General features: G+C 52.2%; 27 protein-coding genes. 15 read left to right on the top strand and 12 right to left on the bottom strand.

What is annotated here, in order from left to right:
- Window position 1 precedes the first annotated feature (1 nt).
- The 3 genes from PsAD46_RS21155 (at window position 2) to rpmG (ending at window position 2,502) form a co-directional block, all read left to right on the top strand.
- Window positions 2–763, top strand: a complete 762-nt coding sequence (locus PsAD46_RS21155) for a hypothetical protein (protein WP_063291716.1) — start codon at window positions 2–4, stop codon at window positions 761–763.
- Window positions 764–987: 224 nt separating this feature from the next.
- Window positions 988–2,169 (top strand): MFS transporter, encoded by a 1,182-nt coding sequence (locus PsAD46_RS21160; RefSeq protein WP_063307813.1) that lies wholly within the window; start codon window positions 988–990, stop codon window positions 2,167–2,169.
- A 165-nt stretch (window positions 2,170–2,334) separates the two neighbouring features.
- Window positions 2,335–2,502, top strand: coding sequence for a 50S ribosomal protein L33 (rpmG, locus tag PsAD46_RS21165; RefSeq protein ID WP_008552972.1), 168 nt, complete (start codon window positions 2,335–2,337; stop codon window positions 2,500–2,502).
- A 994-nt stretch (window positions 2,503–3,496) separates the two neighbouring features.
- Here the strand turns inward: rpmG and PsAD46_RS21170 are convergent.
- Complete coding sequence (locus tag PsAD46_RS21170) at window positions 3,497–3,868, bottom strand: response regulator (protein WP_057463368.1); 372 nt, start codon at window positions 3,866–3,868, stop codon at window positions 3,497–3,499.
- 153 nt (window positions 3,869–4,021) lie between these two features.
- On the opposite strand from PsAD46_RS21170, the gene PsAD46_RS21175 reads away from it, so the two are divergent.
- Genes PsAD46_RS21175 through PsAD46_RS21190 form a run of 4 tightly spaced genes read left to right on the top strand, consistent with a single transcriptional unit; the run spans window position 4,022 to window position 6,814 of the window.
- The gene (locus tag PsAD46_RS21175; protein ID WP_057463369.1) at window positions 4,022–4,327 is read left to right on the top strand and encodes a DUF3572 domain-containing protein; all 306 of its coding nucleotides are present in this window, start codon (window positions 4,022–4,024) and stop codon (window positions 4,325–4,327) included.
- On the top strand, window positions 4,314–4,994 hold the full coding sequence (locus PsAD46_RS21180) for a hypothetical protein (RefSeq protein WP_063307814.1): 681 nt from the start codon (window positions 4,314–4,316) through the stop codon (window positions 4,992–4,994). Before PsAD46_RS21175 ends, PsAD46_RS21180 begins: the two co-directional genes overlap by 14 nt.
- Before the next feature lie 46 nt (window positions 4,995–5,040).
- The gene (locus PsAD46_RS21185; protein WP_063291719.1) at window positions 5,041–5,460 is read left to right on the top strand and encodes a hypothetical protein; all 420 of its coding nucleotides are present in this window, start codon (window positions 5,041–5,043) and stop codon (window positions 5,458–5,460) included.
- A 55-nt stretch (window positions 5,461–5,515) separates the two neighbouring features.
- Window positions 5,516–6,814 (top strand): DNA polymerase IV, encoded by a 1,299-nt coding sequence (locus tag PsAD46_RS21190; RefSeq protein ID WP_063291720.1) that lies wholly within the window; start codon window positions 5,516–5,518, stop codon window positions 6,812–6,814.
- 1 nt (window position 6,815) lies between these two features.
- Here the strand turns inward: PsAD46_RS21190 and PsAD46_RS21195 are convergent, their stop codons facing one another.
- Window positions 6,816–7,745 carry a DUF1849 family protein gene (locus PsAD46_RS21195; RefSeq protein ID WP_159096806.1) on the bottom strand — a complete coding sequence of 310 codons (930 nt, stop codon included), beginning with the start codon at window positions 7,743–7,745 and terminating at the stop codon, window positions 6,816–6,818.
- Between the two features lie 306 nt (window positions 7,746–8,051).
- On the opposite strand from PsAD46_RS21195, the gene PsAD46_RS21200 reads away from it, so the two are divergent.
- From PsAD46_RS21200 to PsAD46_RS21215, 4 genes are all read left to right on the top strand, one after another.
- Complete coding sequence (locus PsAD46_RS21200; RefSeq protein WP_063304126.1) at window positions 8,052–8,519, top strand: RidA family protein; 468 nt, start codon at window positions 8,052–8,054, stop codon at window positions 8,517–8,519.
- Window positions 8,520–8,578: 59 nt separating this feature from the next.
- On the top strand, window positions 8,579–9,346 hold the full coding sequence (locus PsAD46_RS21205) for a glycerophosphodiester phosphodiesterase family protein (protein ID WP_063307815.1): 768 nt from the start codon (window positions 8,579–8,581) through the stop codon (window positions 9,344–9,346).
- A 35-nt stretch (window positions 9,347–9,381) separates the two neighbouring features.
- Entirely contained in the window at window positions 9,382–10,620 is a 1,239-nt protein-coding gene (locus tag PsAD46_RS21210; RefSeq protein WP_063307830.1) for a GNAT family N-acetyltransferase, read from the top strand.
- Window positions 10,621–10,811: 191 nt separating this feature from the next.
- Entirely contained in the window at window positions 10,812–11,249 is a 438-nt protein-coding gene (locus tag PsAD46_RS21215) for an HIT family protein (RefSeq protein WP_063307816.1), read from the top strand.
- A gap of 171 nt (window positions 11,250–11,420) precedes the next feature.
- Here PsAD46_RS21215 and PsAD46_RS21220 read toward each other — a convergent pair whose 3' ends face one another.
- The 6 genes from PsAD46_RS21220 to PsAD46_RS21250 form a co-directional block, all read right to left on the bottom strand.
- Entirely contained in the window at window positions 11,421–12,215 is a 795-nt protein-coding gene (locus PsAD46_RS21220; RefSeq protein WP_063307817.1) for an N-acetyltransferase, read from the bottom strand.
- An 81-nt stretch (window positions 12,216–12,296) separates the two neighbouring features.
- Window positions 12,297–12,644: an AzlD domain-containing protein gene (locus PsAD46_RS21225; RefSeq protein WP_063307818.1), complete on the bottom strand. Its 348-nt coding sequence runs from the start codon at window positions 12,642–12,644 to the stop codon at window positions 12,297–12,299.
- Window positions 12,641–13,405, bottom strand: coding sequence for an AzlC family ABC transporter permease (locus tag PsAD46_RS21230; RefSeq protein ID WP_063307819.1), 765 nt, complete (start codon window positions 13,403–13,405; stop codon window positions 12,641–12,643). Before PsAD46_RS21230 ends, PsAD46_RS21225 begins: the two co-directional genes overlap by 4 nt.
- A 155-nt stretch (window positions 13,406–13,560) precedes the next feature.
- Window positions 13,561–16,011 (bottom strand): ATP-dependent Clp protease ATP-binding subunit ClpA, encoded by a 2,451-nt coding sequence (gene clpA, locus PsAD46_RS21235; protein WP_063289444.1) that lies wholly within the window; start codon window positions 16,009–16,011, stop codon window positions 13,561–13,563.
- 12 nt (window positions 16,012–16,023) lie between these two features.
- Window positions 16,024–16,353 (bottom strand): ATP-dependent Clp protease adapter ClpS, encoded by a 330-nt coding sequence (gene clpS / locus PsAD46_RS21240; RefSeq protein ID WP_057463448.1) that lies wholly within the window; start codon window positions 16,351–16,353, stop codon window positions 16,024–16,026.
- A 674-nt stretch (window positions 16,354–17,027) separates the two neighbouring features.
- The gene (locus tag PsAD46_RS21250; RefSeq protein WP_057463379.1) at window positions 17,028–17,360 is read right to left on the bottom strand and encodes a phasin family protein; all 333 of its coding nucleotides are present in this window, start codon (window positions 17,358–17,360) and stop codon (window positions 17,028–17,030) included.
- Between the two features lie 393 nt (window positions 17,361–17,753).
- On the opposite strand from PsAD46_RS21250, the gene PsAD46_RS21255 reads away from it, so the two are divergent.
- Window positions 17,754–19,211, top strand: coding sequence for a D-alanyl-D-alanine carboxypeptidase (locus PsAD46_RS21255; protein WP_063307820.1), 1,458 nt, complete (start codon window positions 17,754–17,756; stop codon window positions 19,209–19,211).
- Window positions 19,212–19,232: 21 nt separating this feature from the next.
- Here the strand turns inward: PsAD46_RS21255 and PsAD46_RS21260 are convergent, their stop codons facing one another.
- Window positions 19,233–19,964 (bottom strand): DnaJ domain-containing protein, encoded by a 732-nt coding sequence (locus PsAD46_RS21260; RefSeq protein WP_057463381.1) that lies wholly within the window; start codon window positions 19,962–19,964, stop codon window positions 19,233–19,235.
- A gap of 118 nt (window positions 19,965–20,082) precedes the next feature.
- On the bottom strand, window positions 20,083–20,805 hold the full coding sequence (locus PsAD46_RS21265) for a hypothetical protein (protein WP_063307821.1): 723 nt from the start codon (window positions 20,803–20,805) through the stop codon (window positions 20,083–20,085).
- A gap of 271 nt (window positions 20,806–21,076) precedes the next feature.
- Here PsAD46_RS21265 and panC point away from each other — a divergent pair, with 271 nt between their 5' ends.
- Window positions 21,077–21,919: a pantoate--beta-alanine ligase gene (gene panC / locus PsAD46_RS21270; RefSeq protein WP_063307831.1), complete on the top strand. Its 843-nt coding sequence runs from the start codon at window positions 21,077–21,079 to the stop codon at window positions 21,917–21,919.
- A 105-nt stretch (window positions 21,920–22,024) separates the two neighbouring features.
- Here panC and PsAD46_RS21275 read toward each other — a convergent pair whose 3' ends face one another.
- Together PsAD46_RS21275 and PsAD46_RS21280 are read right to left on the bottom strand one after the other, a co-directional pair.
- Entirely contained in the window at window positions 22,025–22,396 is a 372-nt protein-coding gene (locus PsAD46_RS21275; protein WP_153040803.1) for a hypothetical protein, read from the bottom strand.
- A gap of 84 nt (window positions 22,397–22,480) precedes the next feature.
- Window positions 22,481–22,927, bottom strand: coding sequence for a DUF1489 family protein (locus PsAD46_RS21280; protein WP_057463384.1), 447 nt, complete (start codon window positions 22,925–22,927; stop codon window positions 22,481–22,483).
- A 146-nt stretch (window positions 22,928–23,073) separates the two neighbouring features.
- Here PsAD46_RS21280 and PsAD46_RS21285 point away from each other — a divergent pair, with 146 nt between their 5' ends.
- Window positions 23,074–23,598, top strand: a complete 525-nt coding sequence (locus PsAD46_RS21285) for a TetR/AcrR family transcriptional regulator (RefSeq protein ID WP_063307823.1) — start codon at window positions 23,074–23,076, stop codon at window positions 23,596–23,598.
- The gene (locus PsAD46_RS21290) at window positions 23,598–24,686 is read left to right on the top strand and encodes an alcohol dehydrogenase family protein (RefSeq protein ID WP_063307832.1); all 1,089 of its coding nucleotides are present in this window, start codon (window positions 23,598–23,600) and stop codon (window positions 24,684–24,686) included. The genes PsAD46_RS21285 and PsAD46_RS21290 overlap by 1 nt, the downstream gene beginning before the upstream one ends.
- Window positions 24,687–24,711 lie beyond the last annotated feature (25 nt).

Below are 24,711 nucleotides of genomic sequence, written 5' to 3' on the forward strand. Positions count from 1 at the left end.
AATGTCCACGGAAGACCTGACGAAAGAAGTCAAAGTTGAGCGAGCGGAAGAAAACAACAACCCGGCCGCTCAGCCTTTGAGGCCAAAAGACGCCTCCACACTGCTTATTCTGGATCGCAAGGACGATGGCTCCCTGCATCTGCTGATGGGCAAGCGTCATATGGCGCACAAATTCATGCCTGGCAAATTCGTGTTCCCGGGTGGCCGTGTCGATTCTGAAGACAGCCGCGTCAGATATGTACGCGACTATCATCCGGATGTTCTCGCCAAGCTCAACTACGACAAAAAGCAGATCAAGACAGAAAGCCGCCTGCGTGCATTGGCAATTGCTGCCATTCGCGAAACCTACGAGGAAGCAGGCCTATTTGTTGGCCGCAAAACCGAAGGCCCAAGCGAACCAGCAGGTCCAGGCTTTGAAGCTTTTGACGAACTGGGCATCCTGCCGGATCTTGAGCCACTTCGCTACGTTGCCCGTGCAATCACCCCTCCAGGCAGGACCCGCCGCTTTGATGCACGTTTCTTCGCTGTATGGGCGGACCAGATTGCGCACAAGCTGGAAACCGGCATTGGACCAACAGAAGAGCTGGAAGAGCTCCAGTGGCTGCCAATTGAGCAGTGCAAAGAGCTGGACTTGCCACGCATCACTCTGGCTGTCCTGACAGATCTTGAAAATCGCCTTGCCAAAGACCCGGATCTTTCTCCAGATGGCCCTGTGCCATACTACTACTGGAAGAATGACGGCTTCGCGCGCGAAGAAATTTAATTCTGATTATCCAAGGCGCAACAAACATATATCGCCACGATACTATGTGTTGCGCCTTGCACTTTTCCTGATAGAAGCATTTAGAGCGTATCCCCGAAAGCAGATCTGTTTTTCGGACAAGAACACGCATGAAACACGGCTTTAGAACATGACGCGTGAATGTATATAAGCGCAATATGGACGAAAGCACCTGCTCGTAACGAGCTTGAAACGCAGTTGTGTAAATGCTTCAGACATCGGGCACTTTAGCCAATTCCCTCTCACCGAAACAGATTCGCGGCATCATTGCAGCCATCGCAGCGATCACAGCTGTTGGCCTTTCTCTGTCCGCAAGCCTGCCTCTGCTTGCACTCACGCTTGAGTATCGCGGTGTCAGTGACACATGGATCGGCATCAACACCGCATTCTCCGGCGTTGCATCCATTGTTGCGACTCCAGTCGGCCCCTACCTTGCACGCAAACTGGGCACACCTCAGGCGCTCCTGATCAGCCTGTTGGTCGCTGGCTTCTCCCTGCCCTTCTTTTTTGTGTTTGAAAACTTCTGGGCATGGTTCCCACTCCGTCTGCTGTTCCACGGAGCAACAACCTCTGCCTTCATCCTCTCCGAGTTCTGGATCAACGCACTGGCACCTTCAAAGCACAGAGGCTTCCTCATGGGCGTTTACGCCACTGTGCTGGCCCTTGGCTTTGCCTCAGGGCCTCTGGTACTTGCATTTGCGGGCACAACAGGCGCACTCCCATTCTTGCTGGCAAGCGCAGGCATCATTATTGCAGCCTTACCTGTGTTGATCGGCTTCAACGCTGCACCGAGAATCGAAAGTGAAGCGACCTCAAAGCTCTATGCATTTTTGTGGATAGCTCCAGCTGCCACATTCGCCGGATTTGTCTTCGGAGCTGTGGAACAATCAGGCATATCATTGCTTCCTTTGTTCGGCCTCAAGATTGGCCTGACAGCGCAAACTGCGACCCTGCTTGTCTCTGCAATGGCTGCCGGCAACATGGTACTCCAGATCCCGCTGGGAATGCTCTCTGATCGCATGAACCGCCGTCATCTGTTGGTCTATTGCGGAGCCTTTGGTGTGATCGGCGCACTGCTTATGATCCCGCTCTCCGGCAGTTTTTATGGCATTTGCGCTCTTCTCTTTGTCTGGGGCGGCGTCGTGGCCGGGCTCTACACAGTTGGCCTCACACACCTTGGTGCACGCTTTGACGGGGCTAATCTGGCTTCCGCCAATGCGGCCTTCGTTCTCATGTATTCCATTGGCCAGTTGGTGGGTCCTGCCAGCACCGGACTTGCTCTTTCTGCGTGGGGTGCGGACGGACTACCACTGGTATTTGCAGGATTCTTGGGCGCATATGTAATTATATGCCTGATAAGGGGGACAAGACTCGGCTCAGCGCCCTAATGCATCTTGACTTTAGCCCTGTGATTAGTAATGTGCGCGCTGAATTCCCAAAGTTTCCCCGGAAGCGCACCCTACCCGAAGCGAAGGTGTGAGGGTGCCACCGGGACAAACAAAACAACCGGCCACTTCTTTAAAAAAGGCCGAAAACAGACAGGATCCTTAGCGATGGCCAAGGCGACCACCATTAAGATCAAGCTGCAGTCCACTGCGGACACCGGCTACTTCTACGTGACCAAAAAGAACTCCCGCACCATGACCGAAAAAATGGTGAAGCGTAAATACGACCCAGTCGTAAAGAAGCACGTTGAGTTCAAGGAAACCAAGATCAAGTAAGTCTTGGCTTCATCTGAATTTTCAAAAAAGGCGTTTGCAGTCTGCAAGCGCCTTTTTTGTATGCGCTCTCAAGCGCGCGTTCTCACGACAGCCCCTCCAGCACTCAAGCGCAAACAAGAATCGCCAACTGAGCACTCCTCAGACAATTCGCCCGCACGCTCGAACCACTCAATTGTCAGGGGTGGACAACATTTCCTCACACAAGAGGAATTGGACTGAGTATAGTCCGGTCAATACGGTCAATTCCGCTTCAAATTCAATGAGAATTGGCCACCACGATCACTTTGACACATAAGAAAATCGCCCTGACTGAATGACCGATCACACCAGCCTCACGCCTCCTGCAAGCCTTCCACGCACCAACTCTGGCATAGACGCGCAGAATCCAGCGCAAACAGCACCAGATGCACAGGCCCATGCCTGTGAGCGTCAATCCTCTACTATTGGAAGGAAGTGGTGGCCGGCGAGAACCGGATGACACGAGGAGGCCACTCAGAACCCGCTTACTCGCCGGCCAACCCCACGGACCCAGGAGATGCGGCGGACCTGAGCGCTCCGTAGGGAAACTATGAAGCAGTATTGCCGGGACTTATTCAATCAACCAAAGGCCAATACTGCAATTTTGCAGTCAATAATTTCATGAAGCTGATGATTTCGTATATCACCATCGCAACATTTACGACTTTAGTAAAGCTTTAAGGTAATTGCGCTCCTGAAAATGGAGGGGATTCTTCACCTATACACAACAAAAGGAAAGAAACCGCCGATTATCAAGAGGCATACGCACAGAAACCCAATAGTCCCCGCAAGACTCACTCGGTGATTTCATCTAGTTTCAAAGACCTACGACTTTTGATGAGAGTCTTTCACTCAATGAAAACTGGTAAGATCAAACAGGTTACTAAAGCTTTGCTTTCTGAGGATCGGTAAACCCACAACTTCTAGCTGAGCACAATTTACCAATTAACCACAATCACAACTAATCACGGTTGTATTAGGTGTCCTTCAGGAACCCTGAGACTGTCTCCAGGAAGTTGCCAACAGAGATTGGCTTGGAAATGTAGGCCTCACATCCGCCCTGGCGAATGCGCTCCTCGTCCCCCTTCATGGCAAAAGCAGTCACCGCAATCACAGGAATGATCTTTAAGTCATCATCCTCTTTGATCCATTTGGTCACTTCAAGCCCTGAAACTTCAGGCAGCTGGATATCCATCAGGATCAGATCCGGCTTATGTGCACGAGCAAGCTCAAGCGCTTCCATGCCATTGCGAGATTGCAAGGTCGCGTATCCATGAGCTTCAAGCAGATCGTTAAACAGCTTCATGTTGAGTTCGTTGTCTTCAACAATCAGCACGGTCTTTTGCATCAGTTCAGTCCTGCACAGAATGCCGCCCCAAAAATGGTTTAGCCATAAATAAAGGTGTGATGCAGCCGCGTTGCGACTGGCATTGGGACAAGTCCCACACTAAATTTCCTGCTACATAGTTAATTCGGATTCGTTTCAGAAAGGCAAACACCAATGAATTTAGGCAAAACCGGCAGTTTGACCGAAGATACTGCACAGGAAATTGCAATTGGTGCCCTTACATTTCTTGGCAGCGAGCCCGAACAGCTCGGTCGCTTCCTGTCTTTAGCCGGGATTGGGCCTCAAGAGATTCGCGACGCAGCAGCCGAACCAGGCTTCCTGGCTGGCGTCCTTGAATTCCTGATGCAGGACGAGCAACTACTGCTCGCCTACACAGAAAGTGTCGGCGTTCGCCCGACCATGATTGCCGCAGCTCATCTTAAACTTGCTGGAGGCGTAGATTTCCTTGCCCAACATTGAGACCGCAAACGCCAACGCATTGCAGCAAATCAAAGAGATCGAAAAACGCGCCCATCCGCTCCTCATCTGCGACGTGGACGAAGTTCTGTTGCAATTCATCCCGCACCTTGAGCGTTTCATGAAAGATCAAGGCGTCGCCTTCAAGGAAACCGCATACCGCCTCAAGGCAAACATGGTCTGCACGCAGACTGGCGAGAACCTGACAGACAATGCTTGCATGGCAGTCATTCATGACTTCTTCGAAAGCGAGGTCGGCAAGCAGGAAGCTGTTCCACATGCAGCTGAACAGCTTGAGCGCCTGTCGAAGCTCTGTGACATCGTCATCCTGACTAACTTGCCCGGGAGCCACAACAAATCTGCCCGTGAAAATCTGCTCGCACGTCTTGGCATGGACTACCCGCTCGTCACCAACGAAGGCCCGAAAGGCGGAGCCGTTGCGGCTCTGTGCGCTAAACGGGGCCATCACCCGGTTATTTTCATTGACGATAGCCCAACCAACATTATCTCCGTCGGCAAAAGCACCCCTCACGTACAGCTCGTACATTTCATTGCTGACTCACGCTTCTTCGCAACCGCCGGAGATCTGCCCAACGTTGCCCTGAAGAGCAATTGCTGGAAAGAAACAGGCGATTTTATTGAAAATCTGTTGGTCGCTGCGGTAAGGTAAGCTCACAGCTGTAAGTGCACCTTTCACAAAACCAGAGAATCCAAGCGTGGAACAACTTTCAAGCACGACCCTTCAGTATTTTCTGGAGCGTTTTGGACATCTAAACGGGGCGATATTGCAAAGCGCTCTGTTCACCTCCGGTGTATCCGGCGGCCCCGGCTCCATGCTTCTGGAGTTTGCCGCACATGACTGTCAGCGCCCGGCAACATCGCCACAAGGCGCCATCAGCACGCTGAAGATCAGGGTCGAAGAGAGTCTTGAGTTCAAACTCCACGAACCGGGCGGCGGCGCCTACACCACGATCAAACACCCTATTGTCGGCATGTTTTTGCAAGACAAGTTTTTCCTGAACTTTGATCCCGTCAACTCAAAAGACTGGACGATTGAGGAATGGGATAAAGACCAGATGCGCAATTCCGTGTTTTATGTGGGCGGCGCACGAATTTCCTGGGAGATTGAGGACTAGGTCATGCTACAGACCCTGCACTGGAACTCCAAAAATAATCTAAGGTCTGGCTTCCATGGCACCTGAGGCCACCACCCCCCTCAAAGCACTCTGCAGGGACTGTACACACAGGTTTCGGGCAGACCTGACGCGATGCCCCAAATGCGGCAGCCCGCGCATCCTTGCCCACGCAGAACTGGATACACTCGAAATCGCTCACATCGACTGCGATGCATTTTATGCCTCCGTCGAAAAGCGTGAGAACCCGGAGCTGGCAGATCGCCCTGTCATTGTCGGCGGTGGCCAGCGCGGCGTTGTCTCCGCAGCATGCTACATTGCCCGCATTTACGGCGTGCGCTCGGCTATGCCCATGTTCAAAGCACTCGATGCCTGCCCGGACGCAGTCGTGATCAAACCGCGTATGGAACTGTACTCTCAGGTTGGCCGCCAAATTCGCGAAGAGATGGAAAAACTCACCCCGCTTGTCGAACCCTTGTCCATTGACGAAGCCTTTCTAGACCTTTCCGGCACGCAGAAACTTCATGGCGCGACACCAGCAGAACTACTCGTCCAGTTCGTGAACAAGATCCAGACAGAGCTCAGGCTCTCAGTCTCCGTCGGCCTCGCGCCCAACAAGTTCCTCGCCAAAATCGCCTCAGACCTGGACAAACCCCGCGGTTTTTCAGTCATTGGGGATGCAGAAAAGAAAGAGTTCCTTGCCAAACAGCCAACCAGCGTCATCTGGGGCGTTGGCAAGGTGTTTCAGGGCAAGCTGGAACGGGACGGCATCAAAACCATCGGCCAGCTGCAACTCAAAGACCCGACAGACCTTGCGCGCAAATACGGCGCCATGGGCTTGCGCCTTGCAAAACTGTGTCAGGGGGAAGATGACCGGCACGTCTCCTCAAACAGAGGCGCAAAAAGCATCAGCGGCGAAACCACATTCAACACGGATGTCTCTGACGTCACTCAGCTTTCAAAAAGCCTTTGGGCACTGACTGAAAAAGTCTCCTACCGCACCAAGAAGGCAGAAAAATCTGGCAGGTCTGTCACGCTGAAACTCAAAACAGCCGACTTCAAAACCATCACCCGTTCGCGCATGCTTCATGATCCAACCCAACTGGCCGACAAGATCTTCCGCACAGCAGATGATCTGCTGCACAACGTGGCCGACGGTAAAATGCGGTTCCGCCTCATCGGCGTAGGGATTGGAGATTTAGGCCCGGCAGATCAGGCCGACCCGGAAGACTTACTGGACGAACAGGCCGAAAAACGTGCCAAAGCAGAACGGGCAATGGATGCCTTGCGTGGAAAATTCAAAGACAGCTCAGTCGTCTCTCTTGGCCGCTCCATAAAATCACCGAGCAAACGCTGAGCTACCGCAGCTGCTCTTTCTTGATCGCCCCTGCAAACGGTGCGCTCACTTCTTCCTCCAGCGCCACGGAGCTTCCACATGTGCTGACATGCACTATAGGCTTCAGGTCCAGCTCAACCAAAGCACCTTCCAGCTCAAACACCCCGTAATTCAGGTTCATGCTTCTGGTAACGCCGTTTTCATGAAGCACTGTCCGTAGCTGATAGTCCGGTGTCCGCTCACCGCGCGCACCATCGCTTAAATTGAAATAAGCGATAGAAACCGGCCAGGCATCTGCATGTCCCAAAGCATTCGGCAGGGAAAGCTGATCGGAACGCTGCGCCAAAGGATCAGCCAGCTTACGGCCAACAACAGTGGTGGCCTCAAACAACTGCTCACCAGTAACACTGCCATCATACAGCTTGGAAACCATAAAGTGCTGCCCACCAGCTGCACCATCAATCACGCTGTGCAGATGCTGCAGCGGAAACATGATGGAACCATCAAAGCTCAGCGTCTTCTCATCTGGTCCGCTCAAATCCACGTCCACTTTGGAGCTTTGATGCTCCGCTGTACCTTGTGCTTGCTCGGCTAAAAAATCATCAATGAAGGTTTTGTAGGCAAACGAAAGCTGAGAATTATCTGGTGCTTCAAAGTAGGTGCTGCGCAGATCAGTGATAGTCTCCTGCCCCTCGTCATCAACACTCATCACCACAAAACGCAGGTCCACAGTAAATCCATCACAGGCAGAACCGGAAAGCTCATAGACCATGCGCCCGTTCACATCAGAAATGTCCGCACCATTTTGGGCGCTCGACAATCGCATGTCATAAACGGCTTTGTGAGGCTGAAGATCGGCAGCACTGCCTAACGAGGGAAACAGTAGAAAACTCATAGAGAGGGAAGAACCTGCAATCCCGCGAAGACCATGTCTCAAGCGTAGTTTCAGCATAAAACCTCCGATCATGTCGGAACAAAAGACACGTGGGCATGCCTCTCTTCCAGCCTCAAAGAGTGCATAAACGCCACCGCCAACGCAAACATTCCACCAAGGAAATCGGTGCTAGGGTAAATCTTTCAAATTAGATACACGTTTCCCACGTAGACAACGCCCCCTGCACTCTTGCAACCATAGTGATTCTAATGTGAGTCTGCGCCTCACCTTGCAGACCACGGCTTCGTGAAGAGATAAACTCTTGAGTTTTCGTGGATTTGCATCACTTATTGCAAAAGAACATTCCGACCGGAGGGAAAACGAATGTCTGATACAATCCAGCAAAACCTCGCAAAGCTTGGTGTCACACTGCCGGAAGCTGCTGCTCCTGCTGCCAATTACGTGCCTTTCGTAAAAACCGGAAACCAGCTTTTCATCTCCGGCCAGCTGCCAATGCAGGACGGTAAGATCACAAAAACCGGCAAGGTTGGCGCTGACCTGAGCATCGAAGATGGTGTGGAAGCAGCACGTCTTTGCGCAATCAATCTGCTGGCACAGGCAAAAGCTGCCACCGGTGACCTCTCCCAAATCGTCCGCCTCGTCAAGATCGTTGGCTTCGTCAACTCCAATGGCGACTTCGGCGACCAGCCAAAAGTCATCAATGGCGCATCTGACTTCATGGTTGCCGCAATGGGTGATGCTGGCCGTCACGCACGCTCTGCTGTCAGCGCTGGTTCACTCCCGTTCAACGCAGCAGTTGAGATCGAAGCAATTTTCGAAGTTGCTGACTAATTGTGTTCTGATCACACAAAACACCTCCCATTTATTGAAGAAGCAAGTTCGAATAATCCATGCAAGATCTCTCCTGGCTCACCGCCCGCCCGATCGCTCACCGCGGCTTCCATAACAAAGAAGCAGGCATTCTTGAAAACACCCCGTCTGCTGTCAAAGCCGCGATTGAGAACAACTTCGCCATTGAAGTCGACCTTCAGGAAACCAAAGACGGTCAGGTCATTGTATTTCACGACCCGAACCTTGAGCGCCTGACACACGGCGAAGGCAAAGTCATCGACTTCGATCTGGCTGACCTGCGCAAGCTCTCCATGCGCGGCTCCACTGATCCAATGTGGACCCTGCAAGAACTGCTCGACCTGGTCGATGGCAAAGTGCCGCTGGTTATTGAAATCAAAACCCTGAACCTTACAGAAGGTCAGGATGAGTTCATTAAAACCATCGCCACAATCCTCAGCGATTATAAAGGTCCGGCAGCAATAAAATCCTTTGACCCGAAGATGCTTCGGACCATGAAGGACGTCGCACCGCAAATCCCGCGTGGCTGCATCTCCATGACCACGCTGAGCGAGAACGATCACCTGCATCTGACAGAACACGAGATCGAGAAAATCTCCTGGATGGTGCACATGGCAGGCACAGACCCACACTTCGTCTCATTCTTCGTGAAAGATCTGCCAGCAGATGGTCCAAGTTTCCTGCGTGAGTTCTACGGCCTGCCAACCATGACATGGACTGTCAGAACGAAAGAAGATCGTCTCAACGCGGCAAAACACGCTGACCAGATTGTCTTCGAAGGTTTCAATCCAGACGAAGATCCACTTTAGGACCAATTGATTTGCCAGTACCACCATCACCTGTTCTGAAAGTTCTCTCATCATTGGATGAGATACCCAGCACCGACTGGGACGCACTGGCAAATCCCGGCACACCGCCGATCCTTTACGATCAACAGGATTGGATCGTTTCACCTGAAACGATCCAATCCACACCAAACTCGCAAACTGAATCAACTTCTCAAGCTTCCGAATTTAACCCAATGCTTTCACACGCTTTTTTACAAGCACTGGAAGAAAGCGGATGCGTCGGATGGGATGCGGGCTGGATCCCGCAACACATCTGGTGGGAAGAAAATGGCAAACCAATCGCTGCCATCCCAACCTATGCAAAAAGCCACAGTCAGGGCGAATACGTTTTCGACTATCCATGGGCTGAAGCATTTCAGCGTGCTGGCGGAAACTATTATCCCAAACTGCAATGCTCCATTCCCTTCACGCCTGTACCGGGACGTCGCCTCTTAATCTCACCAGAGGCCAATCGACCAGAAACGATCAAGATCCTCACCACAGGCTTGAAAGAGCTGGCAACACGCATCGAAGGCTCATCAGCTCATCTCACCTTCCTCACTGAGCAGGAATGGAAGGAACTGGGCGACGAAGGCTTCCTGCTACGAACAGACCAGCAGTTCCATTGGGAGAACAACGGCTACAGCGACTTCACCGAGTTTCTGGAGGTCTTATCCTCCCGCAAACGCAAAAGCATCCGTAAGGAGCGTAAGACCGCGCTGGACCACGATATTGAGGTGGAATGGATCACTGGCCCGGATTTACAAGAAAGCCACTGGGACGCGTTCTATGAGTTTTACGTAGACACTGGCAATCGCAAATGGGGTTCACCTTACCTCAACCGGGAATTCTTCTCACTCCTCAGCGAAAGACTGGCTGACCACACCTTGCTCATCATGGCAAAGCGCAATGGCCGCTATATTGCTGGCGCCCTCAACATGATCGGCGGCAACACCCTGTATGGTCGCAACTGGGGCTGTATCGAGAACCACCCCTGCCTGCATTTCGAGATCTGCTATTATCAAGCCATTGAGTTTGCTTTGTCGCGCGGTCTGCAACGTGTTGAGGCTGGCGCGCAGGGAAGCCACAAACTCGCCCGTGGCTACATGCCCAACCTCACCTACTCCGCTCACTGGATTGCACACCCTTCGTTAAGGAATGCAGTCGCACACTATCTGGATCAGGAGCGCCAAGCCGTTCTGCATGAACAGAAAATCCTGTCGGAACACGGACCGTTTCGCCAGCAGGGCTCCTAGAACCTACATTAAGACACCCCCACAAGATTCTGAAGAGACTCACAAATCTCGCCAAACTTGAATCAGTTTCTTAAGTCCACTCAGGTTCTCAACACCTACCAGATCGCAACATATATTTCTTATTGGGATTTCCGCAGTGAATCGCGATATGAATGGGGCCAAACATTATTGAGACCATTGAGGACCCCACAATGACCAGCTCCGCATATGATGAACAAAACATCTTCGCCAAAATTTTACGCGGCGAACTGCCTTCCGAGAAGGTCTTTGAGGACGAAAATACCATTGTAATCATGGACATCATGCCACGCGCAGATGGTCATGTGCTGGTTCTGCCTAAAAACGGTTCCCGAAACATCCTCGATATTGAAGAAGCTGACCTTGCCGCTGTCGCAAAGACGGCCCAGAAGATGGCTCGCATCCTCAAGCAGGCATTTGCTGCGGACGGCATCACCATCCACCAGTTCAACGAAGGCGCTGGCGGACAGATGGTGTTCCATACCCATTTTCACGTCATTCCGCGCACTGAAGGCGTTTCCCTGCGCCCACACACAGGCGAGATGGAAGACAGCGACAAGCTCAAAGCAAACGCGGAGAAAATCCGCGCAGCTGTTGCAACTCACTCCTGATCATTTCAAATGAAACAACCCCGCGCACTCACGCCAGATTGCGCGGGGAAATTCGATTCACTTGAAACGACCGCCACACCGTCCTGCAATTTTGATTATGAAATCAACGCACTAGCCCACACACTTGAATCAGATCCTCAAGGGTTCAAAATTTCGATTCACCTGAAATGATCAAACCAGCTCGATAGACACTTTCTCATTCAATGCCTTTTGCATGATTTTATCGAAGCGTGAATCCATGCAAACACTCAGGTCTGTCGTCACAAACTTCCCGCTCCAGTACAGCGAGAAAATCGTAGCGGCCGTCGGCGCTGACTGTGCTTTTTCCAGCGTATCAAGATGAACGATCTTGAGCGGCAACCCACGCTTTTGAGCAGTCTCTTTCAGGTTCTGCATCACATGATGATCCGTGAACGGACAGCGATTGGAGTAGTACGCAACCAGCCCCTCCCCCTTTGGCCCAATTCCTTTTTGAACCGCCTCAGAGAAGCTCGCTGAACCAGCCTGTCCATCAACGCCAAGCCGCAACAGCTCAATACCATCCGGCGAGGTATCGCAGACCTCAAAGCCTTGCCGCTTGAACCATTTACCATCTGAGAGAAAAGGCATCTTCTTAGCGCCAGCAATCGTCACAAGACCCGTTGCACCAGTCTGACGCGCCGCTTCCACAACCCTGGCCAACAACGCCTTGCCATGGCCCTGCCCTTTGTACTTACCAGAAACCCAGAAGCAGTTGATGAGCAGATGTCCGGGAGCAACCACAGGCGCCCAGCCAGTTTCCGCCGGACCAAACTCAATGAACACCTTTGCGCGCTCATCCAACCGTATGAACTGATAGTCCGAGGAGAATTGCTGGCTCAGCCAGTCCTTCTTCAACTGATAGCCCTGCGCACATTTTTTGTCCGAGATTGCACAGCAGATATGCTCATCACAGAGTGTCTGCTCATTCAAGGCAATATAAGTCATCGTCAGCTCCCGAGTCGCTAACTTACGTTAGAGCGGGAAACAACGATCAGCAATGCGTGCGATCAAGCTTAGCAAGATCCGCTAAATCAAAAAGGCCCAACCACCAATCAGCACAAACTCAGCTGTGATAATCCCGGCCATCAGCCGGTTGTTGAGGAGCTTGTATCCAACAACGCCGCCAGCCACCGCAGCAAGACGCAGCCACACCGGCACATCGCCCAGCACACCTTCCGGAAACAAAACCAACCGTGCGATGATGCCAGCAATCAACGCTGTCGCAACGGCCCGCACCCACGCAAACAACAAGCTATCCTCGCGCAGCTTGCCGGAGGCGAACACACCTATCCAGCGCCAGCACTCTGTTGCCAGAAAGCCAGCAACAAGGATCATCACATAAGGCCACCACCAGCTGCCATAAACTTCACTCACAGCTCAGCCCTCCGCGTTGCAAACAACCAGCCCGCAAAGGCAACTGTGCCGCCCACAAACCCGGTCAGCAGCAAATCAGCTCCCGGAAAGAAGTGATAGAAGACAGGCCCGAGAATGAGCCCAAGAATGAGCGCGGCCCTATCACCACTCGTGCGAGAAGCCTGATACATGGAAAACATGAAGTAGATCGGCGTCAGCAAAACCAGACCAGCAGCAATCGGCCCTTCTACCGCTGGAAGCACTATGTAAGACAATGCGGTCGAACACAGCACCACAAAATGCACTGTGGACCCAAACCCGGCAAAGAACGGAAGGCGCGCCGCCCTTGGCATGCTTGGCAGATTGCGCATGGCAAACACCCACGCCGTCACAGCCACGAAATGTGACACAACCAGCATATGCCACGTCTTGGTGCGCTTCTCATCCCGCAGAACAGGCATCAGCGCCACCGTCATCGGCATCAAACGCACAGCGGAAAGAGCCACTGCAATCGCAGCGGGGATCAACCCCGCCCCGGCACTCATAGCACCCGTCAAAACAACAATGCTTGGCAACGCCCACATGAACAGACTCATCAAGAGCACTTCAGTGAGCGTAAGCCCAACTTCGCGGGCCAGCGAGGTAAACCCCACAAAGGCCATCATCAAAATAAGTGTCGGGAGGCAAAACGCGCCTTTAGCTCCTTGGCGGAACCAATAGGCACCTCCCTCAAATTCCGAAGGATCCTCTCCTTCGTCGATATCCATGTCTGAACTGGTCATTTAAGAACTCGGAGGCTCACGAGAAAGAAGAGCCTTTGGGGAAGAAGAAACGCAATCTATTGAAGCTGCATAAAGAATCCTACACAAGACTACGTAGCCCCACCATACAAAAAAGCCGGAGCAGATGCTCCGGCTTTTTCTCAACTATCAATGCTTTAATCCGCAATCGGAATACCGGGAACATCACCACGTTTGGTGGCATCAGCGCCCCGGCCCGTTTTCGGAACAACGGACTTGCCCTTGCCTTTGGCAACCGGCTTTTTCTTTGCAGCCTTCGCCTTAGGTGTCGGACGTTCCTCAACGCTTTCAAGAAGCAGACCTTCAAGATCCTCAGAAACGGAGACCTTAACAGTACCACCCTTCTGAAGCTTGCCGAACAGAACCTCATCAGCCAATGGCTTCTTGATGTGCTCCTGAATGACGCGGCCCAGCGGACGGGCCCCCATCAGACGGTCGTAGCCTTTCTCAGATAGCCAGGCCACAGCTTCAGGTGTCAGTTCAAAGGTCACGTTACGCTCTGCAAGCTGAGCTTCCAGCTGCATAACGAACTTCTCAACCACACGATGAATAACGTCACTATCCAGATTTGCGAACGGAATGATCGCATCAAGACGGTTCCGGAACTCCGGAGTGAACATCTTGTTGATCGCATCCATATCATCGCCATCACGGTCAATGCGATTGAAGCCCATAGGAGCTTTCGCCAGATCAGCCGCACCAGCGTTAGTGGTCATGATCAGGATCACATTGCGGAAATCGACAGACTTACCATTGTGGTCCGTCAGCTTACCGTGATCCATAACCTGCAACAAAATGTTGAACAGATCAGGATGAGCCTTCTCGATTTCATCCAGAAGCAGCACACAATGCGGATGCTGATCAACAGCGTCCGTCAGCAAGCCACCCTGATCAAAGCCCACGTAACCTGGAGGGGCACCAATCAGGCGGGAAACCGTATGGCGCTCCATGTACTCAGACATATCAAATCGGGTCAGCTCAACACCCAGTGTTGATGCCAGCTGGCGCGCAACTTCCGTCTTACCAACACCGGTTGGACCGGAGAACAGATAAGAACCAATTGGCTTATCCGGTTCACGCAGGCCTGCACGGGCCAGTTTGATGGACGCAGACAACGCTTCAATCGCCGGGTCCTGACCATAAACAACGCGCTTCAGGCTATCCTTAAGGTTGGACAGAACTGCTGCATCATCCTTGGAAACAGACTTCGGCGGTATCCGCGCCATGGTCGCAATCGTTGCTTCAATTTCCTTCAGGCCGATTGTCTTGCGACGTTTGCCCTCTGGCAGCAACATTTGCGACGCACCAGACTCATCAATCACATCAATCGCTTTATCCGGAAGCTTCCGGTCAGCAAGGTAGCGAGAGGACAACTCAACTGCTGCCTTGATCGCATCATTGGTGTACTTGATGTTATGGAAGTCCTCAAAGTAAGGCTTCAGCCCTTTCAGGATTTCGATCGCATCTGGAATGGTTGGCTCGTTCACATCCACTTTCTGGAAGCGACGCACCAGCGCACGGTCCTTTTCAAAGAACTGGCGATACTCTTTATATGTGGTGGAACCGATACAACGGATCGTACCGGATGCCAGCGCAGGCTTCAGCAGATTAGATGCATCCATCGCACCACCTGACGTCGCACCCGCACCAATCACGGTGTGGATCTCGTCAATAAACATGATCGCACCCGGATAATCTTCGATTTCCTTGACGACCTGCTTCAGACGTTCCTCAAAATCACCGCGATATCGAGTACCTGCAAGCAGAGACCCCATATCCAGCGCAAAAATCGTCGCGTTTTTCAGTACCTCAGGCACATCACCAACAATGATGCGGCGCGCAAGCCCTTCAGCGATTGCTGTTTTACCAACGCCCGGATCACCCACATAAAGTGGATTGTTCTTGGCACGGCGACACAGGATCTGAATAGTGCGCGAAATTTCCTTCTCACGCCCGATAAGCGGATCAATTTTACCGGAAAACGCTTTGTCATTGAGATTCTGACAATAAGCCTCAAGAGCTTCTGTTTTCCGCTTTGTTTGGTCAGAAGAACCACCAGATGGAGGTTGCGGCATGCTCACATTAGGATCAGCGCCACTATCGGATTCTTCTTCAGCACCACGTACCCGACGTGGTTCAGACAAGCCAGCCCGTTTTGCAATACCATGGGAGATATAATTGACAGCGTCGTACCGTGTCATTTCCTGCTCTTGCAGGAAGTAAGCAGCATGGCTTTCACGCTCAGCAAAAATGGCGACAAGAACGTTGGCACCAGTCACTTCTTCACGCCCGGATGATTGAACATGAATGACAGCGCGTTGAATGACACGCTGGAAACCGGCGGTTGGTTTTGAATCATCATCCCCGTCAACAACGAGGTTCTCTAGTTCAGTATCAATATATTCGACAATGCTTTTTCGCAGTTGATCGAGGTCCACATTGCATGCACGCATCACCGCAGCAGCATCCTGATCATCAATCAATGAAAGCAGCAGATGCTCCAGGGTCGCATATTCTTGATGGCGTTCATTAGCAAACGCCAAAGCTTGATGGAGAGCTTTCTCCAGACTGCGAGAAAATGACGGCACAGGCGCCCCCTATTACTTTTTCTCCATTACACATTGCAATGGATGTTGGTGTTTTCGGGCGAAATCCATAACTTGTGTGACCTTTGTCTCGGCCACTTCATAGGTGAAGACTCCACACTCCCCTACGCCATGATGATGGACATGGAGCATAATCTGCGTCGCATCTTCACGATCCTTATGAAAGAACCGCTCCACAACGTGGATCACGAACTCCATCGGCGTAAAATCATCATTGAGCAACAACACGCGATACAAACTGGGCCTTTTTGTTTTTGGCTTAGGTTTGGTAACGGTTATCGTCCCGCCATCATCGTCATTATCCAGGTCGAAATCGCTGCTCATTTGTTCTCTTTGTCCCTCCATGTATAACGCAGAGGACTTTATAGTATTTAAACGTACCCCCTGCGAATTCAAGGGATATGCATTTTCATAGGGCACACCAACAACTCCAGAAAAATCAAACAGCGTTTCATTTTCTGTTTCATTATACACCGTAAGCATAAGATTATCTCCCCTGAGAACACTCATTGCCTGTCGCTGGTCTCTCATTCACACTCTCGCTACAGCATCTGCGCTGTCTTTTCGCTCTGGTTTACAGACTTGCTGGCGCCAACGCCCCGCACCCGGCGGCATCAGCAGCCTCCCGAATGTACCTGCCAGATCAATCAATTGCAGACATTCAGGACACGCGAAGCCTTCTCTTTCATTGTTAGTACTGATTATTCCCCAAGCAAACTGGAAAATGCAAACCAATAAGAAGAGAAAACACTCAGACTATCCGAAGGGTTAAACCCTGCTCCCAACGTAAGATGAGCATATTCGGGCCATTCTGCGGACCCAAACACGCCCGCCAGAATTCAGGATACTGAATCACAATGTTTTGAGAGGGCCTTGAAGAAGAGAGATAGGTTGTCTGAAAATGGAAACAACCAGAGCAATCTATTTAAAACACGCAAAACCAAAAAGCCCGAAGCGCTAACGCACCTCGGGCTTTCAATCTCAATTATGCCAGTAGATTACTTGGCAGCTTTAGACAGCATACCCTCATAGGGCTTATAAGCGTCCTTAGCGATCTCAGCATACATTTCGCCGATTTTAGTTGCCTGACCGACCATGCTTTCGTAGCTCACTTTGGCAAAATCTGCCTGAGCTTCCATAGCCTTATCAAGAGACTTCGCGCCAACAACTTTCTCCATTGCTGCGCTGCTCTCTTCCATAGACTTCTTAGAGTAGTCCGCAACCTCAGCAGAGATCGCCTGCATGCCCTTGGAAAACGCACCGAAGCTTTGCATAGCTACGTCCATGTTATCTTTTCCAAGCTTCTGCATATTCTCAAATCCTGTGACCATGAAAATTACCTCATCAATTGGGCGGCGCCGGTATTTCGATGATTAGGTTTTTGTCTCTTGGGGAGCAAACGCCACATTTCTAAACTTACGCAGCGATATTATGCGCTGCACAAATTTTGTCAACTTTTATTTTGCGCTGCAATATCATGAAAAGACAGGGGCGTAGCCACAAACAAAAAACGGATAAAAACAATATTTTTGCAATCTGCCTTATCGTATTTACAGAATTGTAACCGTAATCGCATCATTCTGGGTATGACGCGAACGGGGGGAGTCACCTGCGCCGCATTTTTAGCGGCTGAGGCTTTCTGAACACACCTCCGCTAGCAATGAGAGAATTTATTTAGTACAGAGCGCGTAAACCGCCATTATTGCTCACGGGGCGAAAAGAACATGGGTCTGCGTAATTTTGGGCCATTTGGGCGCCTAAAAAAGGCATTGGGACAAGCTGTCGGCATTCTTGCTGTATCCTTAGCAATCGCTACAGCTCCGACTGTTGCCCAGGCAAATTCCAAATATGCTGGTATTGTCGTTGATGCGAAAACCGGGAAGGTTTTGTACGCCAACAACGCCAATGCACGACGCTACCCTGCGTCCACCACAAAGATCATGACACTTTATGTGCTCTTTGAGGAACTGGAAGCTGGCCGCGCGACACTAAACACTAAAATGAAGGTCTCCCGCTACGCAGCAGGTCGCCCACCGACAAAGCTTGGCTTGAAGGTTGGCAGCTCTTTGCGCGTTAAGGATGCCATCTATGCACTCGTCACCAAGTCCGCAAACGATGCGTCGACTGTGATTGCAGAGCATATCTCCGGTTCTGAAACAGCCTTTGCGCGCCGCATGACGCAGACTGCCCGTGCAATTGGTATGCGCAACACCACATTCAGAAACCCGCATGGCCTGCCAAATTCCAAGCAGGTAACCACCGCAGCAGACCTCGCTCTGCTGGGCCGTGCGATTCAGGATCGGTTCCCGAACTATTATAAGTACTTCAACACCCGCTCTTACACATATGCTGGCCGCCGCATGGGCAACCACAACAAGTTGCTCGGTCGTGTCCGTGGTGTTGATGGAATCAAAACCGGTTACACCAACGCCTCCGGCTTCAACCTTGTGACCAACGTTAAACGTGACAATCGCCAGATTGTCGCTGTGGTTCTGGGTGGCCGTACAGGCAAAAGCCGTGATGCGCAGATGGTCAATCTGATCAGCCAGTACCTGCCAAAAGCATCCCGTGGTCGTCGCACCACACCGATGCTCTACGCAGGAACAACAAAACGCTATCAGTTCCCAAAAGTTGCTCCGGCTATTCCAGTTGCCAAAGCAGGCACACCAGCTGCAAAGCAGTCGACACTGCTGGCTTATGCCAACGCGACCGGTACAAAACCTAATTCGAAGCCATCTGATCCAATCGCAAAAATGCTGGAACATCAGGCCACAGCCCCTGCTCCGGCACCGCGTAAGGACCTTGTTGCCAATTCACTGGCTGCCCCCGCTGTTTCTGCCTCGGCAAAACTGCAGCAGCCAGCGAAAACAGCTGCACCATCTTCCGCTCCAATTCAGCAGAAGATTGCAAGCTTGAAGCCAGAGGACATCGACACCTCCGGCTGGCACATTCAGATTTCTGCGACCGACAGCCAGGATAAAGCAATCAAGATCCTGGAAAATGCGCGCGCTGCGACAGGGGCCACCCTACGTAACAAACGCATTTACACAGAGCCGGTCAAATCTAAGAAACAAACCCTGTACCGCGCGCGGTTCATCGGGTTTGAAACCAAAACAGCAGCCTGGGATGCTTGTGCCAAACTCAAGAAGGCCAAGTACTCCTGCTATGCCGTCTATCAGTAACTCGTATCAGTCACGGTGAGTCTAATGTCTGTTGAGAAGCCGATCCTTCGCCTCGTTGAGTTTGGAAGCCAGGAAAGCAGAACCCCCACTATCGGGGTGCAATCGTTTAATCAGTCTGCGGTGAGCAGCACGGATGTCTTCCACGGAGGCTCCCGGCGCAAGTCCAAGAACCTCGTAGGCCTCCTTCTCAGTCAGAGCGCTCGAGCTAGACGTGTCTCTCTGCCCCGCTGTGGAATCCGCGTGGAAGTCTACACGCCAGTTGGAGAGCCTGCTATCGAGGTAAGCTTCGAGTAGGGCAACGCTGTCGCCGTCCGGCTGCACGTCGCGCCAAAGCTGTTTGAGCTCTGCAACCTGCAAAGAACTCAGCGCGCGGCCAGCAAAGGAACCGGCAAGCACTTTGCCCTCCAGCTTCTTGCTATCATGATCCAGCTCCATATGGAGAAATCTGGAGGAGATATTGGAAGTCTGACCGGCACTCTTGGAGGCACCACCCAGTCCTCCGAAAGGGAATCCACCGGGAAACTTGAAACTCTGCGCAGACCCCCAACCCAAAAGGGACAGCGCAAAGGCCGCAAGTGGCAGCGCAATAACGTATCTGCCGGTGACGGCAAGAAAAGCGCAGAATGCCAGCAGCAGTCCGCCAATCAGCATTTTCAAAACTTCTTTAAGTTTTGCCGGATTTGACTGCGTCAGCCACTTTGCGAAGAAATAGAGGATGGCAAGCACCAATCCTCCCATGACCAAATAGCCCATTTAGTACCTGACATGTATTAGGCGCATTCCCCAAAAGTGGTTCCGGTTTCCGGATCAGAATACGCACAAAATTAGAGAGCCGAGCGTGATGCGTGAATGTAAATAAACGCGGCGTGCTCTAGCTAAGGTGTTCTATCAAGAATTGAGCACCTTTATGCCCCGATTGCTCAAGGCGCTCAAGGGCCTGTCTGCCCCCGGCGGAAAATGTTGCAATCGCAGCCAGTAATCCGCGCAAGCTCGCAGCAGATCCGTCATCAAAGTTCAGATAAACCCCGTTGCTCAAACGAGCAATCTCCCGATACGCCCGCTCCGCCAGGATGTCCTTGCCTTCCTGAAACACAAAAACCGGCACGCCCAACAATCCGAGCTCCCCTGCCTTATCGCAGACCAGATCAGGATTCTCCTCCATACAGTCACCAATATAGACAACCGCCTGCACCCGTTTTTTCCGCGTCTCAGCCAGGGCGTGATCCAGCACCTTGCGAATCTGTGTGCGCCCGGCCTGCACGCGAATCTTGCGCATCATTCCGCCCAGTTCTTGGGAATTGCTGACCCAGCGCGAGGATTTACACTCGCCATACCCGCGAAAGAACACCAGCTGCACATCAAGCGACCCAACCTGGCCCGCTTCGATGAACATCTCTTCCTGCAGGTGACAAGCCTGATCCCACGTGGGCTGCCGACTCATTGTGGCATCCAGCGCAAAGATCAAACGGCCCCGCTCATCCCCGACAGGCGCTGCAACCGCGTCTTTGGCAGCCTCCAGAAAGTTGGAAAGATCACTCTTGCTGTCTACAGGACTGTTTAAAGATCCGGATCTTTTGGAGAGCTTGTCTGACATGGGCGTACCTGTGTTCACGTCACTAAAGATTACGAAGGCATTTTATTCCAACAACTTAACAATTATTGGGACAGATTGGTTATTTCGCTCGCTAAAGACCAATACCCACTATTGGTGCAATGAGAATAATCACAAAATCTGCTAAAATCAGTTATATCAGTTTCTGCTTGCAATTGGGTTCAACAGTTTCTGGGCAAACCCATTACCAACAACAGATAAAAACGCTGCAAAGCCAAGAAATTAAGGGATGAGGTCCCACATGGAGACGCCTATGAGAAATCTCCCAGACGTATACCGTGGTGTAGACGACCTGCGGGCTGCACTATTACCTCTGAGACGAGAAGGCAAAACAATCGCTCTGGTTCCAACCATGGGGGCACTGCATGCAGGCCACCTGTCTCTGGTCGAAAAGGCCCGGGAACATGCGGACATCGTGATTGTTTCAATCTTTGTGAATCCAAAGCAGTTCGCGCCGGGCGAAGATTTCGAGAGCTACCCAAGAACGGAAGAGACCGACCTGCAAAAGCTGGCGGGCTACGACGTGTTTGGCGTCTTTGCTCCAAATGCACGGGAAATGTACCCGAACGGCTTTGCCACATCTATTCAGATCGAAGGCCCGGCCCTTGGTCTGGAAACAGATCACAGACCGCACTTCTTCAACGGCGTAGCCACAGTGGTGGCAAAACTGTTGCTGGCCGTTCTGCCAGATGTCGCTGTGTTCGGCGAAAAAGACTATCAGCAGCTGCGCGTCATCAAGCAACTGGCCAGAGACCTGCACCTGCCAACCAAAGTCATCGGCGCTCCAACCGTGCGTGAAGAGGATGGCCTCGCCATGTCTTCCCGCAATGAGTATCTGGATGATAAGGAACGCACGACAGCCAGAACAATTTCTGAAACGCTGCAGACTGCGCGCAATGCACTCCATAACGGTGAAAACTGGATTGAAGTGCGCAAGAAAGCGCTTGTTGTCCTCAAGCTCTCAGGATTTGCGACAGATTACTTCGAGCTGCGCCACGGCCAGCATCTGGGCACACCCATCGACGCCAAAGGTGCCCGTATTCTGGTCGCCGCCAAAGTTGGCGATACCCGCCTGATCGACAATATCGAAGTATAAAACGACTCTCCGGGCGAATGAATGCATTTGCCCGGAACCCTACCGCGTCTCAGAAGCTTTCAATTCGCATCTTACTTTGAGAACAGCTTGCCCGCACAAGGCATCCTAAAAATACCCGACATAGCTCAGATAAGCGCCTACTGCGGTAAAAGCGGTGCCCGTGGTAAGCACGCCCCTCTTCCCCATTTGTTGTGACTTTGTCATGTAATCCGGAATGACAATAAGGCTTGCCCCCTTCAGCACGGCAGCAGCTCCAACCAGTGTTACGAGAGCGCCCGCCATGCTGGACACTTTGAAATGGTTGGCAAGCACAACCATGCCAATCACAAAATGCGCCGCACCGGATAAGTTGAGCAGGATCGGGTTTGCTTCTGATTGGGCAGCAATCATCCGCTGGTAAAAACTGCTGGAAATAAAGAAGCCAAGGCCTGTCACGAAAAGATACGGCCCGGCAATCGATGCGATAAGCTCGGTCACAGCATGGTTCTCCCGAACAGACAGCCACATGCCACGTTTATCTCACCCAGCTTACACAGATGCAATCCGCAAAAAAGAGATCGCTTAGATCAGGCAAAGCTCCTGCAACTCGCGGCGCATACCCTCTGGCATTTCGGCAAGTTGATCCCCATCCAGCATTGGCCCGCTCACATCCGGCGGTGCATCTGACACTTTCAGATACCGCCAGCCCTGAAAGGCACGGCGCGGCTGCAGTTGTGTCTGGTGGAGGAAAGGCTCCATCACAAGGTCACAGCGCTTCTTGCCGGAATCATCCTTGTGCACGCGGATATCAATCAGTTTCTGGCGAACCTGAACATTGCCTTTGATCACCCAGTACAGCGAACCACCATCCAGCAGCTCGTCAATGCGAGTCGGCACCATACGAGTGGTATGGATCTGCTCGTCACTCAAACCGTGTGACAGCGCCAGAATCTGTCGCTGTTCAATGTAATTCCGCAGCTGGTCAACGCTTTCCACGCCAACACAGAGTTTCACCAGATGTAACGTCATAGCGCTCAAATAGCAGGAAGCTTTGGCTTTTGCCAGTCATAGCAGCCTCCATAGCTAACGCATTGCACAAACATATCGGTGATCGCACAACCGCATTCTCCATTTTTCAATTTGACTCGGTAGAATGATCGCTCTACCAATTAAGCATGACTGATCTTGAACACTCCATCTGCACAGGCCTGGAAGGCGTCTTCGCAGCACGCGGCTTCACCGCCCCCGGCGTTGCAGAGCTCAAGCGCGGCGCCAATGTAAGCCTGCGCACGCTCTACAAATACTTCCCCTCCAAAGAGCATATGATCATCGGCGCACTGGAAGTCCGTAATCAGCGCTACCTGTCCTTCCTGAGTGAGGCAGCAACCCAGTCCTCTGATGATCCTCTGGAGGGCATTCTCCGCACCATCGAACATTGGATGGCAAACAACGCACCACACGGCTGCATGGATCAGGCGGCCCTTGCGGCCTATCCCGACAGCGCACTCGTCAGAGAATGCGTCACACGCCACAAGCAGCAAACCAAAGACCAGCTGGCAGCCCTTCTCAACCTTGAGAACAACGCTGGAGAGCTCTTCATGATCCACGAAGGCGTTGTCTCAACCTATCCCCTGCACGGATCCACGGTCTTCACTTGGGCCAAGTCCGCAATTCAATCACTCACTCAGAAAGCAACATGATGAGCAACCTCCCCACCACAATGACTGCAGTAACGCTCACCGGGCACGGTGGACCGGACATGTTGGAGCTGCACACCGACCTGCCCTTGCCTGCCATCGGCCCTGAGGATGTGCTGATTGAAGTTCTGGCGGCAGGCGTCAACAATACAGACATCAACACACGAAAAGCATGGTACTCGCGCCACGATAATCAGGCAGAAGATGCCACATGGTCCGGCCAGCCGCTCCAGTTCCCCCGCATTCAGGGTATAGACGTGTGCGGACGGGTCGTCGCGGCAGGCGCTAAGGTCGATCAGGCCCTTCTGGGCAAGCGCGTGCTGGTAGAGCCATGCCTGCAATATGCCAATGGCAATGAATTGGCGTCACCGTGGTTCATGGGCTCAGAATGCGATGGCGGCTTTGCTGAATTTGTTTCAATCGATCACCGCCACGTCTACTCGATCCAAAGCCAACTGAGCGATCTGGAGCTGGCGTCGTTCCCCTGTTCCTACTCAACCGCGGAGAACATGCTGACCCGTGCCAACCTGAAAGCCGGAGAAACAGTTCTGGTGACGGGGGCTTCAGGAGGCGTTGGCTCAGCGGCCCTCCAGCTGGCACGCGCACGCGGCGCAAACGTCATCGCCATCTCCTCTGCTTCAAAAGCTCAGATGCTTCAGGAGCTCGGAGCAAGCCGTGTGCTGGATCGCAGTGATGATCTGGTTGAGAGCCTTGGCCCCAACAGCATTGATGTGGTGGTTGATCTGGTCGCCGGTCCGCAATGGCCAGACCTTCTCGCCATTCTCAAGCCCAGAGGGCGCTATGCAGTCGCCGGAGCAATGGCTGGCCCTATCGTGGAACTGGATGTCCGTACACTCTACTTGAAAGACCTGAGCTTCTTTGGCTGCACTGTGTTGGAACCTGAAGTCTTCGGGAACCTTGTTGCTCACATTGAATCAGGCGACATACAGCCACTGGTCGCGCAAATCTTCCCACTCGCAGAAATTGGCAAAGCGCAAGAGGTTTTTGAGCAAAAGAAGTATCTGGGAAAGATTGTGCTGGCAGTTGCAGACAATTGCTCTGGCGAGAAAACCGCACGCAATCTGCCCTAGCGTCCATTGCGTGACAAAAAGCACA

Source organism: Pseudovibrio sp. Ad46 (genome assembly GCF_001623065.1).
GTDB lineage: Bacteria > Pseudomonadota > Alphaproteobacteria > Rhizobiales > Stappiaceae > Pseudovibrio.

What these genes read in the sequence shown, in the direction of transcription:
- PsAD46_RS21250 (WP_057463379.1), bottom strand. Translation starts at nt 17,360, where the DNA reads ATGGTCACAGGATTTGAGAATATGCAGAAGCTTGGAAAAGATAACATG.
- PsAD46_RS21205 (WP_063307815.1), top strand. Translation starts at nt 8,579, where the DNA reads ATGCAAGATCTCTCCTGGCTCACCGCCCGCCCGATCGCTCACCGCGGC.
- PsAD46_RS21285 (WP_063307823.1), top strand. Translation starts at nt 23,074, where the DNA reads ATGACTGATCTTGAACACTCCATCTGCACAGGCCTGGAAGGCGTCTTC.
- PsAD46_RS21220 (WP_063307817.1), bottom strand. Translation starts at nt 12,215, where the DNA reads ATGACTTATATTGCCTTGAATGAGCAGACACTCTGTGATGAGCATATC.
- PsAD46_RS21160 (WP_063307813.1), top strand. Translation starts at nt 988, where the DNA reads ATGCTTCAGACATCGGGCACTTTAGCCAATTCCCTCTCACCGAAACAG.
- PsAD46_RS21200 (WP_063304126.1), top strand. Translation starts at nt 8,052, where the DNA reads ATGTCTGATACAATCCAGCAAAACCTCGCAAAGCTTGGTGTCACACTG.
- PsAD46_RS21290 (WP_063307832.1), top strand. Translation starts at nt 23,598, where the DNA reads ATGAGCAACCTCCCCACCACAATGACTGCAGTAACGCTCACCGGGCAC.
- PsAD46_RS21195 (WP_159096806.1), bottom strand. Translation starts at nt 7,745, where the DNA reads ATGCTGAAACTACGCTTGAGACATGGTCTTCGCGGGATTGCAGGTTCT.
- PsAD46_RS21230 (WP_063307819.1), bottom strand. Translation starts at nt 13,405, where the DNA reads ATGACCAGTTCAGACATGGATATCGACGAAGGAGAGGATCCTTCGGAA.
- panC (WP_063307831.1), top strand. Translation starts at nt 21,077, where the DNA reads ATGAGAAATCTCCCAGACGTATACCGTGGTGTAGACGACCTGCGGGCT.
- PsAD46_RS21260 (WP_057463381.1), bottom strand. Translation starts at nt 19,964, where the DNA reads ATGGGCTATTTGGTCATGGGAGGATTGGTGCTTGCCATCCTCTATTTC.
- PsAD46_RS21255 (WP_063307820.1), top strand. Translation starts at nt 17,754, where the DNA reads ATGGGTCTGCGTAATTTTGGGCCATTTGGGCGCCTAAAAAAGGCATTG.
- PsAD46_RS21170 (WP_057463368.1), bottom strand. Translation starts at nt 3,868, where the DNA reads ATGCAAAAGACCGTGCTGATTGTTGAAGACAACGAACTCAACATGAAG.
- PsAD46_RS21175 (WP_057463369.1), top strand. Translation starts at nt 4,022, where the DNA reads ATGAATTTAGGCAAAACCGGCAGTTTGACCGAAGATACTGCACAGGAA.
- PsAD46_RS21280 (WP_057463384.1), bottom strand. Translation starts at nt 22,927, where the DNA reads ATGACGTTACATCTGGTGAAACTCTGTGTTGGCGTGGAAAGCGTTGAC.
- clpS (WP_057463448.1), bottom strand. Translation starts at nt 16,353, where the DNA reads ATGAGCAGCGATTTCGACCTGGATAATGACGATGATGGCGGGACGATA.
- rpmG (WP_008552972.1), top strand. Translation starts at nt 2,335, where the DNA reads ATGGCCAAGGCGACCACCATTAAGATCAAGCTGCAGTCCACTGCGGAC.
- PsAD46_RS21265 (WP_063307821.1), bottom strand. Translation starts at nt 20,805, where the DNA reads ATGTCAGACAAGCTCTCCAAAAGATCCGGATCTTTAAACAGTCCTGTA.
- PsAD46_RS21190 (WP_063291720.1), top strand. Translation starts at nt 5,516, where the DNA reads ATGGCACCTGAGGCCACCACCCCCCTCAAAGCACTCTGCAGGGACTGT.
- PsAD46_RS21155 (WP_063291716.1), top strand. Translation starts at nt 2, where the DNA reads ATGTCCACGGAAGACCTGACGAAAGAAGTCAAAGTTGAGCGAGCGGAA.
- PsAD46_RS21215 (WP_063307816.1), top strand. Translation starts at nt 10,812, where the DNA reads ATGACCAGCTCCGCATATGATGAACAAAACATCTTCGCCAAAATTTTA.